This window comes from Bacillus infantis (assembly GCF_008180445.1).
Lineage (GTDB): Bacteria > Bacillota > Bacilli > Bacillales > Cytobacillaceae > Bacillus_AB > Bacillus_AB infantis_B.
Genome location: NZ_VTER01000003.1, coordinates 545,061 through 562,782, shown reverse-complemented (window position 1 = coordinate 562,782; position 17,722 = coordinate 545,061). Strand labels below are relative to the sequence as shown.

General features: G+C 46.4%; 16 protein-coding genes. 14 read left to right on the top strand and 2 right to left on the bottom strand.

Annotation, left to right across the window (positions count from 1 at the left end; translation table 11 throughout):
• From FZD51_RS07360 to FZD51_RS07290, 14 genes are all read left to right on the top strand, one after another.
• Nucleotides 1-933, top strand: coding sequence for a polysaccharide deacetylase family protein (locus FZD51_RS07360; protein ID WP_262380776.1), 933 nt, complete (start codon nucleotides 1-3; stop codon nucleotides 931-933).
• Nucleotides 934-1,195: 262 nt separating this feature from the next.
• Entirely contained in the window at nucleotides 1,196-2,206 is a 1,011-nt protein-coding gene (locus FZD51_RS07355) for a LacI family DNA-binding transcriptional regulator (protein ID WP_148974153.1), read from the top strand.
• A gap of 12 nt (nucleotides 2,207-2,218) precedes the next feature.
• Nucleotides 2,219-3,175 carry a sugar kinase gene (locus FZD51_RS07350; RefSeq protein WP_148974152.1) on the top strand — a complete coding sequence of 319 codons (957 nt, stop codon included), beginning with the start codon at nucleotides 2,219-2,221 and terminating at the stop codon, nucleotides 3,173-3,175.
• Nucleotides 3,176-3,185: 10 nt separating this feature from the next.
• On the top strand, nucleotides 3,186-3,731 hold the full coding sequence (hxlB, locus tag FZD51_RS07345) for a 6-phospho-3-hexuloisomerase (RefSeq protein WP_148974151.1): 546 nt from the start codon (nucleotides 3,186-3,188) through the stop codon (nucleotides 3,729-3,731).
• Between the two features lie 10 nt (nucleotides 3,732-3,741).
• Nucleotides 3,742-4,752 carry an ureidoglycolate dehydrogenase gene (gene allD / locus FZD51_RS07340; protein WP_148974150.1) on the top strand — a complete coding sequence of 337 codons (1,011 nt, stop codon included), beginning with the start codon at nucleotides 3,742-3,744 and terminating at the stop codon, nucleotides 4,750-4,752.
• Between the two features lie 24 nt (nucleotides 4,753-4,776).
• Nucleotides 4,777-5,778 (top strand): TRAP transporter substrate-binding protein, encoded by a 1,002-nt coding sequence (locus tag FZD51_RS07335; protein WP_148974149.1) that lies wholly within the window; start codon nucleotides 4,777-4,779, stop codon nucleotides 5,776-5,778.
• A gap of 92 nt (nucleotides 5,779-5,870) precedes the next feature.
• Nucleotides 5,871-6,365 (top strand): TRAP transporter small permease, encoded by a 495-nt coding sequence (locus tag FZD51_RS07330; RefSeq protein WP_148974148.1) that lies wholly within the window; start codon nucleotides 5,871-5,873, stop codon nucleotides 6,363-6,365.
• Entirely contained in the window at nucleotides 6,362-7,636 is a 1,275-nt protein-coding gene (locus FZD51_RS07325; RefSeq protein ID WP_148974147.1) for a TRAP transporter large permease, read from the top strand. The genes FZD51_RS07330 and FZD51_RS07325 overlap by 4 nt, the downstream gene beginning before the upstream one ends.
• An 11-nt stretch (nucleotides 7,637-7,647) precedes the next feature.
• A complete protein-coding gene (locus FZD51_RS07320) occupies nucleotides 7,648-8,670 on the top strand; it encodes a zinc-binding alcohol dehydrogenase family protein (RefSeq protein ID WP_148974146.1) in 1,023 nt (340 codons plus the stop codon).
• A gap of 11 nt (nucleotides 8,671-8,681) precedes the next feature.
• A complete protein-coding gene (locus FZD51_RS07315; protein WP_148974145.1) occupies nucleotides 8,682-9,317 on the top strand; it encodes a bifunctional 2-keto-4-hydroxyglutarate aldolase/2-keto-3-deoxy-6-phosphogluconate aldolase in 636 nt (211 codons plus the stop codon).
• Nucleotides 9,314-10,402 carry a mannonate dehydratase gene (uxuA, locus tag FZD51_RS07310; protein ID WP_148974144.1) on the top strand — a complete coding sequence of 363 codons (1,089 nt, stop codon included), beginning with the start codon at nucleotides 9,314-9,316 and terminating at the stop codon, nucleotides 10,400-10,402. The genes FZD51_RS07315 and uxuA overlap by 4 nt, the downstream gene beginning before the upstream one ends.
• Nucleotides 10,386-11,222 carry an SDR family oxidoreductase gene (locus FZD51_RS07305; protein ID WP_148974143.1) on the top strand — a complete coding sequence of 279 codons (837 nt, stop codon included), beginning with the start codon at nucleotides 10,386-10,388 and terminating at the stop codon, nucleotides 11,220-11,222. Before uxuA ends, FZD51_RS07305 begins: the two co-directional genes overlap by 17 nt.
• 52 nt (nucleotides 11,223-11,274) lie before the next feature.
• Nucleotides 11,275-11,910, top strand: a complete 636-nt coding sequence (gene hxlA / locus FZD51_RS07300) for a 3-hexulose-6-phosphate synthase (protein WP_338120374.1) — start codon at nucleotides 11,275-11,277, stop codon at nucleotides 11,908-11,910.
• A 569-nt stretch (nucleotides 11,911-12,479) separates the two neighbouring features.
• Complete coding sequence (locus FZD51_RS07290) at nucleotides 12,480-14,519, top strand: trypsin-like peptidase domain-containing protein (RefSeq protein ID WP_148974142.1); 2,040 nt, start codon at nucleotides 12,480-12,482, stop codon at nucleotides 14,517-14,519.
• Between the two features lie 219 nt (nucleotides 14,520-14,738).
• Here FZD51_RS07290 and FZD51_RS07285 read toward each other — a convergent pair whose 3' ends face one another.
• Both FZD51_RS07285 and FZD51_RS07280 read right to left on the bottom strand, forming a co-directional pair.
• Complete coding sequence (locus FZD51_RS07285) at nucleotides 14,739-16,280, bottom strand: AbgT family transporter (RefSeq protein ID WP_148974141.1); 1,542 nt, start codon at nucleotides 16,278-16,280, stop codon at nucleotides 14,739-14,741.
• Complete coding sequence (locus FZD51_RS07280; RefSeq protein ID WP_148974140.1) at nucleotides 16,277-17,713, bottom strand: M20 family metallopeptidase; 1,437 nt, start codon at nucleotides 17,711-17,713, stop codon at nucleotides 16,277-16,279. The genes FZD51_RS07285 and FZD51_RS07280 overlap by 4 nt, the downstream gene beginning before the upstream one ends.
• Nucleotides 17,714-17,722 lie beyond the last annotated feature (9 nt).

Below are 17,722 nucleotides of genomic sequence, written 5' to 3'. Positions count from 1 at the left end.
ATGAAGGCTGCAAAGGGAGCGGTTGCTTTTGGTTTTCTGGTGCTGCTGACCCTGATGATATCAGGCTTCAGTTTTGTTGTTGACGAATATGATATTCTCGCTGTTGAGCATCAGGGATTATATCCCGCAGACCAATCCTTTGACTTGGATGCCTGCACCAAAGAATCTACGATAAAAAAGCCTCCAGAAGAGGCGGCAGCTAAAGTTCCTGTCTTGTCATACCATCATATTGTAAGCAGAGAGGACCTGTCTGAAAGCCACTATATCAAAGGTAAACTGAATCCAATGGTTGTATTAAAGGAAGACTTTGAAAAGCAAATGGCCTATTTAAAAGAGGAAGGCTATACATCATTGACGTTATCTGAGCTATACGATTTTTTAGCAAGAAAAAAGGATGTTCCTGCTAAGAGCGTTGTTATCACCTTTGATGATGGCTATAAGGATAACTATGTGGAGGCCTATCCTATCTTAAAAAAATACAATTTCACAGCTGTCAGCTTTATCATAACCGGGTATGTGACAAGCAAGCTCCATCCTTATGTGCCTGAGGAAATCCAGTATCTCAGCCTTCATGAAATAGAAAGAGGCTGTGATGTATTCGACTATCAGAGCCATACCTACAATCTTCACCAGAGGGAAAAAAACCGGTTTAATCAGGATGCTTCCTTTCTGCTGACAAAAGAGTCAGATCAGATTGAAAAAGACCTAAGAACCAGCATCAGGCAATTGGAAGGCAGAAAAAAGGCGTTTGCCTATCCTTACGGTGAATACTCTCCGAATACGATAAACTCCCTAATCAATCTAGGGTTTCGAATGGCATTTACTGTAGAGAAAAAAGCGGCAGAGAGGGGCGACCGCATTTATGAGATCCCGAGGCTGCCGGTGGTGGCGGAAACGACTATGGAGGAGTTTGTAGAGTATGTAAAGCCATAGGATACTTATTGGGAAAGGAGGTGCTGAAAAGCGCCTCCTATTTTCGTGCAGTTACCCGTATTTTAATATGTTCCCATGGGTTGCGCTGTTTTGCTCAGCCCGATTATCAAGTTTGAGATTCGACAAAATTCGGGAGGTACCTGTCACCGCTATTAAAATTTTCAGAATTAACCTTGATTTTGAAAGGGGTTTCATTTATACTTTTCCTAAACCGGTTTACTAAACCGATTTACTAAATCGGTTTATAGAGAGGGACCATAAAATGAATAAAATAACAATGCAAGATGTTGCGGTGAAGGCAGGCGTTTCCAAGAGCACAGTCTCGCAATATATCAATAATCGCTATGAATATATGGCCGAGGCTACGAAGATCCGGATTCAGGAAGCGATCAGTGAGCTTGGCTATATACCTAACTTTGTGGCTAAAAGCCTCAAGCAGAAAAAGTCGTCCACAATAGGGGTGATTGTCGCCAATATTCTGCATACATTTTCGACAGAGATCATCCGGGCGATAGAGGATGTCTGCGAAACAAACCATTTTCACTTGTTTGTCTGCAATTCAGACGAGAATCCTGAAAAGGAGCGCGCTTATATTGATATGCTCCTGGCAAAGCAGGTGGATGGCTTGATCATCTTTCCTACAAAAGGGAATGCCCTGCTCTATGAGCAGCTCAAGCGCTCGACTTTTCCCATTGTTTTCGTCGACAGAAAGCCGGTAAAGCCCATTTATCCCACTTTCCTCCTTGATAATGTGAAAGCTGCAGAGATTGCCGTTGAAGAGCTGCTAAGGCATCAACAAAGGAAAATCGGGGTGGTGTCCATGTCGACCGCTTACAAAGTAACTCCCCGATTGGAGCGAATTGAAGGATACCGAAAAAAGCTTTTGGAAAACGGCATCACTCCAAATGAAGATTGGATCATAGCAGCGGAACGTCATGAAATTTTAAACAAGCTTGAAGATATCTGGATTGCAGACGAAAGGCCCGATTGTTTCTTTGCTACAAATGATCTTTCCCTTATCGAACTTCTGAAGTTTCTAAGAAAAAAGAAGCTTCGTATACCGGAGGATGTCAGTGTAGTAGCAATAGACGATTCTGATTTCCTTGAGATCGCTGCCACACCAATCACAGCTATTAAACAGCCAACCTTTGAGATTGGCAAGGATGCAGCCGTAGAGCTTCTGAGGCTTATAGGCGAGCAGGGAATGGCAGAATCATATGAAGTAAAAAGATACGCTCCGCTCCTGGTTGAGCGGGAGTCGATAAAGAGTTAGGAGAGAAAGCAAATGACATCACCGAAAAAAGTCTTAACCATAGGGGATGCCATGATTACCCTTAATCCATCGGCGAAAGGCCCGCTTAGGTTTGTGACAAGCTTTGAACGCAAGATAGGAGGCGCTGAGCTGAACTTTGCGATAGGATGCGCAAGGCTTGGCCTCAGCAGCAAGTGGGTCAGCCGGCTTGGCAACGATGAATTTGGCCGTGTCATCTACAACTTTGCCCGCGGTGAAGGAATAGATACATCAGCAGTGGATTTTGTAGAAGGCAGCCCTACCTCGCTGAATTTTAAGCAGATAAACGAGGATGGGTCAGGAAAGACCTTTTATTACCGCTACAACTCGCCGATTCTTGCCTTATCGGAAGACATGATTGATGAAAAGATTCTGGAAGGTGTAGACCTCCTTCATCTGACAGGCGTGTTCATGGCAATAGACAAAAAAAATCCGGGTATTTCATTAAAGCTTGCCAGGCTGGCCAGGGAAAAACAAATACCAGTCTCCTTCGATCCGAATATCCGGCTTAAGCTCTGGACGATCGAAGAGGCGAGAAAAGCTTATGAAGCCATATTTCCATATACAGATATCCTCCTGACAGGGCTGGATGAAATCAGACAGATCAACGGCAGTGATTCTGAAAAAGATTTGGAGTCGTTTGCAAGCGATTACAGTATTGATGATCTAGTCATCAAGGACGGGGCAAATGGTTCAAAGCTTCTGAGAAATGGAAGCTGGACAAAGGCAGAGTGCTTTCCGGTAAAAGCAGTTGATACAGTGGGAGCCGGAGACGGCTTTGATGCAGGCTATACATACGGCTGGCTGCATGAATACAGCCCGGAAGAGCTTCTCCGCTTTGCCAATGGTTCAGGTGCACTTGTTACAACCGTTTCAGGGGATAATGAAGGACTGCCATACCTGGAGGAAGTAAAGGCATTTATAAATAAAGAAAAAGTCGTTGAACGCTGAGGGGGAGCCTATGAAAACTACAGCTGCCATTCTAGAGGAAATGAGAGCGGTTTGTACAGCAGTTGATGCTGAACAATATCAGTCATTTGTTGAACTCCTAAAAGGAGACGGAAGATTTTTCTTTGCGGGAGAAGGCAGATCCGGGCTCGTTGCCAAAGCAATTGCCATGCGCCTGATGCATAGCGGTAAAACCGTATATGTTGTAGGTGAAACAACAACACCTGCGATTGCGGAAAAAGACATTCTTATTGTTTTATCAGGGTCCGGAAAAACCGGCCAGGCTATGTCCGTTTCTGAAAACGCTTCAAAGACAGGAGCGAAGGTATTTCTAGTCACGACAAGCAAGGAGGCTGTCCAGAGTCCTGTTTTTGCCGGATGCCTAGTTATTCCGGCTGCGACAAAATATCGCCTGCCGGGAGAGCCAAAGACCATTCAGCCTTTGGGCAACCAATTCGATCAGGCCGCCCACCTTCTGCTCGATGCAGCCATCATTGACAGCCTTGAGGAAAAAGATGCAAACGATGAAATGAAAAAAAACCATACCAATCTTGAGTAGGAGGCCCATCATGTCTACAATAACGATTTCTCACGAAGAAGCTAAAAAGCTGGTTATCCAAAAACTTACTGCTGCTGGCTTGAATCAGGAGCATTCAGAAAAAGTAGCGGAAATACTCGTCCATGCCGATCTCCGCAACGTAAATTCGCATGGTGTGCTCAGGACGGAGCATTATGTGAACCGCCTGGATGCAGGGGGCATCAATCCGGATGCCAATATCACATTCAACAAAACAGGGCCGGTGACCGGTGTAGTGGATGGCGATGACGGCTTCGGCCATGTAATCGGTGATAAGGCCATGAAGCAGGCGATCTCCATGGCAAAGGAAAACGGCATTGGAATGGTCACAGCCATTAACAGCAGCCACTGCGGCGCGCTCAGTTATTTTGTTCAGGAAGCTGCCGAGCAGAATCTGATTGGGATCGCCATGACTCATACCGACAAAATTGTGGTGCCTTTCGGCGGAAAAGAGGCCTTCCTTGGCACAAACCCGATTGCTTACGGAGTCCCTGCAAAGGTGAATAAGCCATTCATCCTGGATATGGCGACTTCCAATGTAGCCTTCGGCAAGGTGCTTCAGCATAAAGAGGAAGGCAAGGAAATTCCTGAAGGCTGGGGTGTAGATGAAAATGGGGCAGCCGTAACGGATCCCGGCAAGGTAGTTTCACTGCTGCCGTTTGGCGGGCCTAAAGGATATGGCCTTTCCATGATTGTCGACATTTTTTCAGGACTTCTTGCAGGAGCGGCTTTCGGTCCGCATGTTGCAAAAATGTATGGCGACCTGGACAAAAAAAGAAAGCTTGGCCATTATTTCTGTGCCATTAATCCTGCGTTTTTCACTGATGAAGAAGCGTTTCTCGAAAATATGGACCGCATGATGGACGAAATCAGGCAGTCGCCTCCAGCACCAGGATTTTCAAGCGTGCTTGTTCCAGGTGAGATTGAGCAGCGGAATGAGGAGAAAAACCTGCAGGAAGGCATTACCATTGCATCAACAGTACACGAATATTTAACCAACTAATACAAACTTGGGGAGGAAATACAAATGAAAGCAAAGTGGTTATCAGGAGTTTTGGCTGCAACATTGCTTCTTAGTGCATGCGGTTCCGGAGGTTCAGACGGTGCCAGCGGAGATGGTGATGGAAAAGTAATCAAGTGGAAATTCGGCCACCTGGCAGATGAGAATCATATCTGGCATAAAACTGCAGAGGAATTTGCAAGCCTCGTGGAAGAGAAAACAGATGGACAGATTGATATTCAGATTTTCCCAAATAACTCTTTAGGGGGAGAAACGGATACCATTAATGCGATTCAGGCAGGCACAGCCGATATGGTTATCTCTGGCGAAACCCTGCAAAACTGGGCACCTAAAGCAGCTTTGATGGCAGTTCCTTATGCGTTCCGTGATCTTGATCATGTGAAAAATGTGGTAGAAGGCGAAATCGGTGAGGAGATTGAAAAAGAAATTACTGAAAAAGCAGGATTGACGCCGCTGTACTATCATACAAGGGCTCCGCGAAACCTTACTTCATCAGAGCCGATTGAATCACCTTCTGATCTGAAGGGCTTCTCAATGCGTGTGCCGAACGTTCCTTTATTCCTCAAAGTTTGGGAGGAAGCGGGTGCCAAACCACAGGTTATGGACTTTAACGAAGTTTTCACAGGCCTTCAGCAGGGAGTCATCAAAGGGCAGGAAAACCCGGTCGACTTAATCCAGAGCGGCGGTCTGTATGAGGTTCAAAAGTATGTTAACCGTACAGAGCATGTATATTCATGGATTTATATCCTTGTAGGAAACAAACAGTTTGAAGCGCTGAACGAAGATCAGCAAAAAGCTGTAAAGGAAGCAGCTGAAGAGGCTCAAGCCTTTGGGGAAGAGCTTTATGACAAAGAAATTTCCAAAATTGAGTCTGAGCTGGAAGATGAGGGCATGGAGTTTATCGATGTAGATCAGGATGCTTTCCGCGAAAAGATGCAGCCTGCAATCAAAGACAGCCTGAAGCCTGAACAGTATGAGCTTTATGAGAAAATCCTGGAAGTAGAATAATAGATCGGCTGATTGGGAAAGGCACCGGGAATCTTGCCCGCAGTGCCTTTCTTCAAACCTTTTATCAGCTATAGAGAAAGGAAGGTATAACGATGAAAATAAGGATCTGGCTGGACCGTGCATTATCTTTTCTGACAGTTGCCAGTTTTTCAGGTGTCATCATCGTTGTTATGATCCAGATTATGTCCAGGTATCTCCCTTATACAGCCATCTGGACTGAAGAGCTTACCCGCTATCTGTTTTTGTATGCAATCTGCTTTGGGGCTCCGCTTGCTTTGCTGCGGGGGGAATTTATAAATGTGGATTTGATCTTTACAAAGATGTCCCATAATGTCCGCAGATTTTATGAGGTATTTATATATTTGCTCATTCTCTTCCTTGGGGTAATCCTGGTGAAGGAAGGGTGGTTTTTTTATCAGCTTGGGAAAAATCAGACATCAGCGACCATGCCTTTCCAGATGTCTGCCATTCATGCATCCATCCTGATTATGAGCATCTTCCTGGTGTTATATTCTATCGTAAAAATCATCAGGCTTATCCGCAATAAAGAAGATTTTAATTCACAGATTGGCGGTGGAGAACTATGATGGCAGCCGTGCTGTTCTTTTCTTTTATTATCTTGATTTTCCTTGGCGTGCCAGTTGCCTTCAGCCTTGGCCTGTCATCGCTCATTTACCTGATCCTTGGCGATATTCCGCTGAATATTATTCCTCAAAAAATGTTCGGGGGACTAAATTCCTTTGTTCTGTTATGTATCCCGGGCTTCATTCTTGCAGGGAACCTTATGAACGCTGGAGGCATCACCGATCGGATCATCAATTTTGCCAATAATTGCTTTGGCCATATCCGCGGCGGCCTTGGACTTGCTAATGTCGGGTCCTCCATGGGATTTGCGGGAATCTCCGGAACTGCACTGGCAGATACGGCAAGCATTGGGGCAGTGCTGATTCCAGCAATGAAGAAAGAAGGCTACGGAGCCGGCTTTTCTGCTGCAGTAACAGCATCATCCTCTACAGTAGGACCTATCATTCCTCCATCATTGCCGATGATCATTGTCGGTACGCTGGCATCGGTTTCAATCGGAGACCTTTTCCTTGCCGGAGCGCTGCCTGGTCTGATGCTCGGTGTGGGACTTATGATTCCTACTTACATCATTTCTGTAAGGCGCAAGTATCCAAAGGGGGAAAGAAAATCTCTGAAGGAGATTTGGAAAAGCTTTACCGGTGCCTTTTGGGCGCTGTTCATGACAGTTATCATCCTTTATGGAATCCTTGGCGGATATTTCACACCAACAGAAGCCTCCATCATTGCTGTTTTGTATGCCTTTGTCATCGGAATTTTTGTCTATAAGGAGCTTCCTGTAAGAAAAATTCCGGAAATTATGCTGTCCTCCATGACAAGCACAGCCTCCATCATGCTGCTGGTCGGCTTTGCGAATCTGTTTGGGTGGATCATGGTCAGCGAACAGATTCCGCAAATGGTTGCCGATACCATTCTTGGTATCTCAAGCAATCCAATTGTAGTCATTCTGCTGATTAACCTGCTCTTGCTGTTTGTCGGTACTTTTATGGAAACAATCGCAGCTCTTGTGATCCTGTTCCCGGTATTATTGCCGGTTGCCGCTTCGGTCGGCATGGATCCAGTCCAGTTCGGAGTCATGATGGTATTGAATCTTGTCATTGGACTTGTAACACCGCCAGTCGGTGTATGTCTCTTCGTTGCATCTCAAATCGGCAAGGTATCCATTGGAAAAACAGCGAAGGAGCTGGTGCCATTCCTTGGCGTCAGCCTGGCGGTCCTGCTGCTTGTAGCATTCGTGCCGCAGATCTCACTGTTCCTTCCGGGCTTATTTGAATAGGGGGAAAAAATATGAAGGCAGTACAAATACCAAAAGCAATGGAAATGGAAATAATCGATACGGAAAAACCGGCCATCGTTCATCCTGAAGAAGTACTTGTAAAGGTTAAGCGGGTAGGAATCTGCGGGTCGGATATGCATATCTATCATGGAACCAATCCGCTGGCCACATATCCAAGAGTTCCCGGGCATGAAGTCGCGGGAGAAGTTGTTGAAATAGGGTCAGGCGTTACGGGCGTAAAGCCTGGCGACCATGTTGTGGTTGAGCCGATCCGCTATTGCGGAGAATGCTACGCATGCCGGACAGGAAGGCCTAATGTCTGCAGCACCCTGTCTGTGTTTGGCGTACATGAGGATGGCGGCATGCGGGAATATTTCGTCCTGCCGGAAAAGCAGCTTCATGCGGCAGACCCAGGCCTTGACTGGGATGAAATTGTCCTGGCTGAACCGTATACGATCGGTGCCCAGGCGGTCTGGAGGGGTGCCGTGCAGGAGGGGGACTCAGTCCTCATCCAGGGCTGCGGACCAATTGGCATTTGCATCCTGAAGATGGCGAAGCTTAGCGGCGCGCATGTTATCATGACGGATTTAAAACAAGAACGCCTTGCGTTTGCCAAGGATAATGGGGCAGATGAAATTATTGATGCCGGAAGGGAATCTGTTGAAGAAAAGGTTATGGAGCTGACCGGAGGAGAGGGGCCAAATGTTGTCATTGACGCAGTGTGCCTGCCATCTACTTTTGAGCTGGGGGTAAATGTGGTTTCCCCGGCAGGACGGGTGGTTGTGCTGGGCTTTGATGAAAAGCCATCGCCCATTTCCCAGCTTCCTATTACCAAGAAGGAAGTTACCATTGTCGGTTCCAGGCTGCAGACAAATCAGTTCGGGAAGGTCATCTCCCTCCTGAACGAAGGAAAGCTTGAAGCAAATGGATTTATTACACATAAATTTACACTTGATGAAGTTCAGGAAGCGTTCAACTTTGTTGAGAAAAATCCGGACCAGGTGCGCAAAGCAGTCATTGTTGTCTTTGAATGAGGAGTGAAAGAATGAACGGAAAGATAGAAGTGTTGAATAAATTGGCAGATTCAAAGGTTGTTGCCGTTGTGCGGGGCAGGACTGCCGAAGAGGCTATTGACATATCAGCCGCAGCGTTAGAAGGCGGCTTCCAGGCAATAGAATTGACGTATACGACGCCTGATGTGGCGAAGGTATTTGAAGCTGTGCGAAGTGAAGGCGGGCTGATAGGCGCCGGGACAGTATTGGATCCGGAGACAGCCCGGCATGCCATTCTTAACGGAGCCAGCTTCATAGTCAGCCCCAATTTTAATAGCGACATAGCTGTAATATGCAATCGATACAGCGTACCATATCTGCCTGGCTGTATGACCATTACGGAAATTGTTTCTGCCCTTGAAAGCGGAGCTGATATCGTGAAGCTTTTTCCAGCCAACCGCTTTGATCCCTCCTTCATCGGCGCAGTCAATGGCCCGCTTCCACAGGTGAGGATCATGCCGACAGGAGGAGTGAATCTTCAAAACATTGGCAGCTGGCTGAAGGCAGGAGCTGTTGCTGCCGGGATTGGAAGCGACTTGAATAAAGCCTATCAATCAGGAGGAAAGGGAGCCGTCACGGAGCTCTGCCAAAAATACATAGCTGCTGCAGAGGAGAGTGGGCAGAAATGAACATGACATTTCGCTGGTATGGCAGAAATAATGATACGGTAAACCTGGAGAACATCCAGCAGATCCCGGATGTAAAGGGCATAGTTTGGGCACTTCACCATAAGCCTGCCGGAGATGTTTGGGAGAAGGAAGAGATTCAATCCGAGCTCGAGTATATTCAATCATTCGGCTTCCATGGAGAAGTTGTCGAAAGTGTAAATGTTCATGAATCAATAAAGCTCGGAAATGAAGAACGGGATTTTTATATAGAAAATTATAAACAGACCATCCGCAATCTTGGTGAATTTGGCGTCAAGGTCATCTGTTATAATTTCATGCCGATTTTCGACTGGACCAGGACAGAGCTTTATAAAGAGCTGCCGGATGGATCCACAGCCCTTTTTTATGAAAAGCTGAAGGTGGATAATCTGGATCCGCAGGAATTAATAGACACGGTTGCAGCTGCTTCTGACCTGACGCTGCCGGGCTGGGAACCGGAAAAGCTTTCGCGGATCAAGGAACTGTTTGAAGCTTATAAAGGGATGGATGAATCAGACTTATGGAGGAATCTTGGTTATTTCCTTCAAGAAATCCTGCCTGTTGCCGAGGAGGCGGGAATCAGGATGGCAATCCACCCGGACGATCCGCCATGGTCCATATTTGGCCTTCCGCGCATCATGACAGGAAGAGAGAGCCTTGAAAAGCTTCTTGCAATTTCTGACTCACCTTCCAATGGCATTACATTCTGTACCGGTTCACTTGGGGCAAATCCGGCAAATGATATGGTGAAGCTTGCTGCGGAGTTTGCCGGAAGATCTCCTTTCGCCCATATACGCAATGTAAAAATATATGAAAATGGCGATTTTATTGAAACCTCTCATCTGACATCAGATGGATCCATTAATATTAAAGGGGTTGTCAAAGAACTGTCCGATATTCAGTATGAAGGATATGTGAGGCCTGACCATGGAAGGCATATCTGGGATGAGAAATGCAGGCCGGGATACGGACTGTATGACAGGGCGCTTGGCATCATGTACCTTCACGGGCTGTGGGATGCCTATCAATCTGAAAAACGGGGGAATTCTAATGTTTCCAATTCATGAGAACCTTAATGGGAAAACCGCCGTCATAACAGGCGGGAGCGGGGTGCTTTGCTCAGAAATGGCACGGGAGCTTTCAAGGCATGGAGTCAATGTTGCTATTTTGAACCGGACTGCAGAAAAAGGAGAGGCCATCGCTTCTGAAATAAATGAGTCAGGCGGCAAAGCCATAGCTGCTGCCGCAGATGTTCTGGACAGGTCCTCTTTGGAAAGCGCAAAAGAAGAAGTATTAAAAAGTTTTGGCCGTGTGGATATCTTAATCAATGGCGCAGGCGGCAACCATCCGGATGCCATCACGGCAGCAGAAACTTTTGACCCGGAATCTTCCGGCAAAACCTTCTTTGATATGGACGAAAAGGGGTTCTCACAGGTCTTTGCGAGCAATTTCACCGGGACATTCCTGGCCAGCCAAGTGTTTGGCAAGGAACTGCTGAAGCAGGATTCGCCTATCATTATCAATATATCTTCAATGAGTGCGTATTCCCCAATGACAAAGGTGCCTGCTTATAGCGCTGCCAAATCGGCCATAAACAATTTTACCATGTGGATGGCTGTTCATTTTGCTGAGACGGGAATGAGGGTAAATGCTATCGCGCCTGGCTTCTTTTTAACTTCACAAAATCGTGATCTGCTCCTGAATGAGGACGGGTCCCATACTGCGAGATCAGAAAAAATCATCGCACATACACCAATGAAAAGATTTGGCAAGCCCAATGACCTTCTTGGCACGCTCTTATGGCTCGCCGATGGGGAATACTCCGGCTTCGTCTCAGGTGTGACCATACCTGTAGATGGCGGTTTCATGGCCTATTCAGGAGTTTAATACATGACAGTCCACAGGAGAAATCCTGTGGATTTTTAACGAAAGAGGGATAATGATGAAAGTACAGCTGGCTCTTGACCGCCTGACAAATGAGGAGTGCTTCCGCATCGTTAAGGAAGCTTATGAAAATATTGACTGGATTGAAATAGGGACAGGCGTGATTAAAGAATATGGCATGGACATCATCCGCAGCATGAAAAAGGAATTTCCTGAAAAAGTGCTTGTAGCCGATATGAAGACATGTGATGCAGGGAGGCACGAAGCTAATCAGGCTTTCGGGGCAGGAGCGGATATTGTCACCGTAATGGGCTTCTCGCATAATGGAACTATTAAGGAAACACTCGAAGCAGCAGAGGTACATGGAAAAAGAATCATGATTGATCTATTGGGCATACACGACTCTGCCAGAGCGAGGGAAATTCATCAGCTCGGAGCCCGCCTATTCTGTCTCCATATTGGGAAAGACATGCAGAAGGAGGGGCAGCTGGCAGACCCGGCGTTATTTCAGGCGGCAGAAGGACTTGAGGATTCAGAGATAGCCATAGCAGGAGGAATCTCAGAAAAAACAATTGGTACATTGAAAAATAGTATTGTGGACATTGCCATTGTTGGAAGTGCCATTACGGGCAGTGAAAAGCCGGGGTCAAGCAGTCTTTCGCTGAAAAGGCTGATAGGGGCCGATTTGTAAGCTGGTATTAACCAATTTTCGTTCTTAGAATAGACTTGTGCTTTTAGCACAGGTCTATTTTTTTAATTCCTTAAATTATCGTATTCTCTGCTAAGCGTGTACGTATTTCCATTCCTCAATAAAGCTGTCCCCGGCAGTGCGCTGTCTTAGAAAATGCTTAATATTGCTGGCTATCTACGGATAGGGGAAATTGAATAGTCTACAAATACACGTTGAGGGAGAATGCTGCTAGTTGGGTGTTCGACAAAATTCGGGAGGTGCCTGTCACCATGAAATAAATCCCATATTTTACAACAAGCTATTTTCCTCCACTTCCATTAAAATCTATCTGATAACCATGAAGGAGGAACGCATTTGCAGCGGGCATTTAAGATTATTTTAACTCTATTTCTCTTGTTGACTATTCCGGTGTCGATTGACCTTAAAAAGGCGGAGGGAAGCACCTTATATCCGGACGTATCTGCCTTTAGGAATGAAATTTTATTTTTATCAGAAAGAGGAATTATCTCGGATATTCAAACGGTAAATTTGGGCCCCAGGATCCGATTAAACGGGTACAGGCCGTTCACATGATTATTAGGGAACTTGGCATCAAAACGGGAGATGCGCCAAACCCTAATTTTAAAGATGTTCCCCCGGGCAGTTCTGGATATGATGCGATTGCCAAAGCAAAACAGCTGGGCATCATTTCAGGTAAAAGCGCTGGGATATTTGATCCCAATGGTACGCTGACAAGAGGCCAGATGGCGATTATTCTTGTTAACGCCTATAAGCTTAAAGGCATTTCCTATTCAAGCTTTAAAGATGTGCCGGCCACAGCAAGCATTTATCCATTTGTACAGTCTTTGGCAGCGCACAATATCACCACAGGCTATCCGGATGGAACTTTCCGCCCGAATGAGACCATGGTCAGGGCACACTTTGCAGCGTTCATGTCCCGCTTTTTAAATGAGGACTTTAAACCGTTCGACATGGCAAAAGCACCAGTTCGAAGTACAGAAGAAATCGCAAAGAATGAGCAGAGTGTTGTTGTTATTGAGTTATATGATGAAAATGATGAACTTGTTTCACAAGGAAGCGGATTTATTGTGGCCAACCAGCTTGTAGCCACAAACTTTCATGTGATCAGCGGCGGAACGAGGGCTGTTGCCATTACAGAAAGCGGCAAGGAATTTGAGCTGGAAGGGGTAGTTAAATACGATGATTATCTTGATTTAGCGATTCTGAAGCCAGCAGAGAGAATTGGTTTTCCTTCTTTGCCATTGGCGAGCTTTAGTTCAGCTGTTAAAGGTGAAAAAGCAGTAGCAATCGGCAGCCCGTTTGGTTTGAAAAATACAATTTCAGAAGGAATTGTGTCTGGAAAGCAAATCTTTGAGGATGAAATGGGCAGCCTAAAAGCCATACAAACAACTGCTCAAATTACTTTTGGAAGCTCAGGCGGCCCTCTTTTAAACATGAAGGGCTATGTACTTGGATTGAATTCCTTTGGATTTGAAGATATTAATTTTGCTATTTCTTCAGATTATGTGAATGAGTTTTTAAAAGATTATAAGAAGGCTGATTTTAAGAAAATCAGAACCGAAAAATTTACTGACATGCCTGTTTTAGACTATGAGGAAGGTGATGATTGGGAAGAGGATGAAGTGAAAGAAGAGCGTCCGGATCCAATCAATATGGAGCCTCTTCAAGGCACAAAGCAAACATTGTCCGATATCTTCCTGGATGCTGTACATGACAGTGAATTGCCGGTTGTTTATGGAATAAATGAAGATGGTGCGCTGATCGCTGTTAATTATGAAACAAAATCCATTAAGCGGCTGCCGTTCAGTTTGCCTGCTGAGAGTGTCTATTATGCGAATGGTGAGCTTTATGTCACCCTGTTAAAAGGAGAACACAGCTCTTATTGGTGGGAGGAAGCACAAGAAGGGGCAGTAGCTATCGTAGACCCCGCAGCATTTAAGATAAAAAAATACTTTGATATCAATGTAGATCCATATGACATTGTTGCTGATAAAAACTATTTTTATGTTTCTTCAGGTTCCGGCCAGTGGACATACTTAAAAAGCTACAATAAAGAAACCGGTATAGAAGTGTCTTCAAAATCAATCCGCCAGCAAAGCGAGCTCTTTATGCACTCTGATAAAAAGAGAATATATGCGGTAAACTCAGATACCAGTCCGCGGGATATGGAAGTGTTCACTGTTGAAAATGGTATATTCACAGGAGGCTATGATTCTCCTTATCATGGTGATTATAATTTAGATACCTATATGACCATTTCTCCGGATGGCCGTTATCTGTTTAACCATGCTGGAACAGTATTCAGATCAACCAGTTTAAGAGAAACGAATATGAAGTTTTTCACTGACCTGGGAACAGGCTTCAGTGATGTTGCCTTCAATCCTGAATTGACAGAGTTCTATTTAACAATAGGCGATAGAATCTATGTTTATGACTATGAGACTTTTACACTTCGAAAAACATACAGCATGGGTGGAGAAGGATATTTCCTCTTTAACCACAAAGGCAAACTGGTGGTTTTAGGAGAAGAAGTTTCTCAGAGTACAGGGATTTGGAAGACTTTTATTATGTCGGGCAACATGAAATAGTGAAAAAAGAATGAAGCCTTGTGGCAGGGTATCTCCACGGGGCTAGCTTTTAAGGAGGAAAACGCAGCTTTCTGAACCATCAATTTTGATATAAGCGAATGGGAGCAGAACAAGAACTATGAAAAAATCCCAACGGTTTTCTAATTATTGAGGAAAAGGCCCGCAGCTTGGCTGCGAGCCTTTTTCTGTTAATTGTTTACTGGTGCCAAGTAAGCTTTTTTACAGCATCGGCCCAATCCCCGGCCCAAACGGAATGCCGAAGAAGTAGAATACGAGGATCAGGATGATCCAGGTGAGCAGGAAGCAGATGGAGTACGGGAGCATGAGGGCGATGAAGGTCCCGATCCCGGCTTTTTTATCGTACTTCTGCATGAATGATAAGGTGATGACCATGTATGGCATCAATGGTGTGACGATGTTTGTGGACGAGTCGGCGATCCTGTAGGCAACCTGGGTGAATGCAGGGTTGTAGCCCAGCTGCATGAACATTGGGATGAAGACAGGAGCCTCGAGCGCCCACTTGGCTGATCCTGATGTGATCAGGAAGTTCAGCATGGCGGTAAAGATGATATAGCCGATGATAAGGCCGATTCCGGTGAATTCTATATCCTTCAGGAAATCGGCGCCGTTTACAGCTACCCATGTCGCAATATTGGACCAGCTGAAATAGGCGATGAACTGGGCAATGGCGAAAATCAGGACGATATAGCCAGCCATATCCTTCATGGATTCAGCCATGTATTTAGCGACATCTCCGCTTGATTTGATGTTTCCGATTGTCAGGCCGTAGGCAACCCCGATCACAATAAAGAAAATAAGGGTGATCGGAACGATGCCGTCAATGAATGGAGACGGGACAATGGTTCCGCCTTCGCCGCGCAATGGGCTGTCAGGCAGGAAGAGAGTGACTAGGATGATGGCTAAATAAACTCCCCCGGCGATGACGGCATTGCGCAGGCCTTTGCCTGCTTTCGGGTGGTCCTCTGTGACTGCTTCCTCGACGACATCTCCTTTATATTTGCCAAGGCGCGGCTCGATGAATTTAGTTGTCACAAGACTGCCGACAATGGTCAGAAGGAAGACGGAAACAATATTGAAATAATAGTTATCAACAGGTGAAACGGTGAAACTGTCATCAATGATCCTTGCAGCTTCCGTGGAAATCCCGGCAAGCAATGTGTCTGTACCGGTAATGACAAGGTTGGCTGTGAAACCGGCACCGGCTGCAGCATACCCGGCTGCGAGACCTGCGATCGGGTTGCGGCCTACCTTGTAAAAAACCATGGCAGCGAGCGGCGGAATCAGTACCATGGCCGCATCTGAGGCCAGGTTCCCCATGATTCCGACAAATACGACAGTATAAGTGATCAATACCGGCGGTGACTTCAGAATGGTTTTCCGGATGGCATAATCAAGCAAACCTACTTTCTCGGCCAAGCCGATACCAAGCATCATGGCCAGTACGAGGCCGAGCGGTGCGAAGCCCGTAAAGTTATCGAGCATCGAGCTGAGGATATACTGCAGACCTTCACCTGACGCTAAGCTCTTGACGGCCAGCTCTTCCCCTGTGCCGGGGTGGACAACCGTAGCACCGAACGCTTTAAAAATCGCTGAAGCGACAATAACCAGAAGCGTCAGTACGACGAATAAAATAAACGGATCTGGCAGCTTGTTGCCTATTTTTTCGATTCCGTTCAAGAATTTCTGAAAAAAACCTTCCTTCTTCTGTGGACTTGTACCAGGCTGGTTTTCAAGTTTCATGAGGACCCCTCCGATAACTTGGAAGGCATTACACCTTCCGGAATTGGACATGTATAGGGATTTCCGTCCCTGAATAGAGCAAACTCCTGCTGTACTTTTTCAAGCTCTTCTTTTTCCGTCAGCATCCTGATGGCGGTCAATGCCATCGCCTCCGCAGCCCGCAGCATCCCTTTATGGGCATAGCTGCTGATTCCCTGGGCGGTCATCTGCCAGGTATGCAGCGGCGTGCCGAGAGCAGAGGTGGAAGCTGTTAATTGTGCAGTCGGGATGACCCAGCTGACATCCGAAACATCAGTTGATCCGGAAAGGACGCCATTCGAAGGTTCATACGGCGAGATAGTGTCTGCCAGGTATTTGCCTGCAAATTCGCTGCCATCCCCGATATAGCCGAAGCCTTTTAAAATATCAATATAGCTTTCTTTTTCGCCTTCAGAGAGCGTGTCCCACAGCTGTTTCGCGTATGCTTCCTCCTGCTCGTCCGGCTTTTCGATCCCTGCCTCAAGCAGGCTTTCATGGAGGATGCGCTCCAGGCTGCGGTTCGGGATATAGTTGGAGCAGGCTTTATCAAACTCGATGGTCAGCTCTGTTTCGGTCATCAAAGCCGCGCCTTCCGCAATTTTGCACACACGCTTGTAAATGTCATCGACCTGCTTGACCATCGGCGAGCGGATCAAATACAGGACCTCTGCATCAGCCTGTACCACATTCGGGGAAATGCCGCCCGTATTGGTGACTGCATAATGGATGCGGGCCTCCGGGATGACATGCTCGCGGAGATAGTTGACTCCGACGTTCATAAGCTCGACTGCATCCAGTGCACTCCGCCCGAGATGAGGGGAGTTGGCTGCGTGTGAGGAAAGCCCTTTGAAGCGGAAAAATACCTGATAGTTTGCTAGGCTTGATAAGCTCATGATGCTGTTGGCCGGCGACGGGTGCCAGGTAAGGGCAATGTCCACTCCGTCAAAGACACCTTCCCTGACCATGAAGGTCTTGCCTGAACCGCCTTCTTCACCGGGACACCCGAAAAATTTAATCGTCCCCGGCAGATTATTTTCCTCAAGATAGTTCTTAGCGGCGCAGGCTGCTGCAAAGGCACCGGTGCCTAGCAGATTATGGCCGCAGCCATGGCCGGCATTTTTTCCTGTAGGCTCCGGGGAGGATTTGCCAGGTTCCTGCCCAAGGCCGGAAAGGGCATCAAATTCTCCGAGGAAGCCGATGACAGGAGAGCCGCTGCCAGAGGAGGCAACAAAGGCGGTTTCAATATTGCCGGCATTCCGTTCAACCTGGAATCCGGCTTTTTCACATTCCGCTGCGAGAAACTCAGCAGAATCATATTCTTCAAAGCGTGTTTCAGGATGATGGTAGATGTATTCGCTTATCTTTTCGAAAGTTTGTCTATTTTCAGATAAATATGTTTTTACGGGGGATGTCATCAGGTCACT

Bases quoted from the DNA above. Each gene is read 5' to 3' on its own strand.
- FZD51_RS07290 (WP_148974142.1), top strand. From the start codon at position 12,480: ATGATTATTAGGGAACTTGGCATCAAAACGGGAGATGCGCCAAACCCT.
- FZD51_RS07350 (WP_148974152.1), top strand. From the start codon at position 2,219: ATGACATCACCGAAAAAAGTCTTAACCATAGGGGATGCCATGATTACC.
- FZD51_RS07355 (WP_148974153.1), top strand. From the start codon at position 1,196: ATGAATAAAATAACAATGCAAGATGTTGCGGTGAAGGCAGGCGTTTCC.
- FZD51_RS07280 (WP_148974140.1), bottom strand. From the start codon at position 17,713: ATGACATCCCCCGTAAAAACATATTTATCTGAAAATAGACAAACTTTC.
- allD (WP_148974150.1), top strand. From the start codon at position 3,742: ATGTCTACAATAACGATTTCTCACGAAGAAGCTAAAAAGCTGGTTATC.
- FZD51_RS07360 (WP_262380776.1), top strand. From the start codon at position 1: ATGAAGGCTGCAAAGGGAGCGGTTGCTTTTGGTTTTCTGGTGCTGCTG.
- hxlA (WP_338120374.1), top strand. From the start codon at position 11,275: ATGATGAAAGTACAGCTGGCTCTTGACCGCCTGACAAATGAGGAGTGC.
- FZD51_RS07320 (WP_148974146.1), top strand. From the start codon at position 7,648: ATGAAGGCAGTACAAATACCAAAAGCAATGGAAATGGAAATAATCGAT.
- FZD51_RS07305 (WP_148974143.1), top strand. From the start codon at position 10,386: ATGTTTCCAATTCATGAGAACCTTAATGGGAAAACCGCCGTCATAACA.
- hxlB (WP_148974151.1), top strand. From the start codon at position 3,186: ATGAAAACTACAGCTGCCATTCTAGAGGAAATGAGAGCGGTTTGTACA.
- FZD51_RS07335 (WP_148974149.1), top strand. From the start codon at position 4,777: ATGAAAGCAAAGTGGTTATCAGGAGTTTTGGCTGCAACATTGCTTCTT.
- FZD51_RS07315 (WP_148974145.1), top strand. From the start codon at position 8,682: ATGAACGGAAAGATAGAAGTGTTGAATAAATTGGCAGATTCAAAGGTT.
- FZD51_RS07330 (WP_148974148.1), top strand. From the start codon at position 5,871: ATGAAAATAAGGATCTGGCTGGACCGTGCATTATCTTTTCTGACAGTT.
- FZD51_RS07285 (WP_148974141.1), bottom strand. From the start codon at position 16,280: ATGAAACTTGAAAACCAGCCTGGTACAAGTCCACAGAAGAAGGAAGGT.
- uxuA (WP_148974144.1), top strand. From the start codon at position 9,314: ATGAACATGACATTTCGCTGGTATGGCAGAAATAATGATACGGTAAAC.
- FZD51_RS07325 (WP_148974147.1), top strand. From the start codon at position 6,362: ATGATGGCAGCCGTGCTGTTCTTTTCTTTTATTATCTTGATTTTCCTT.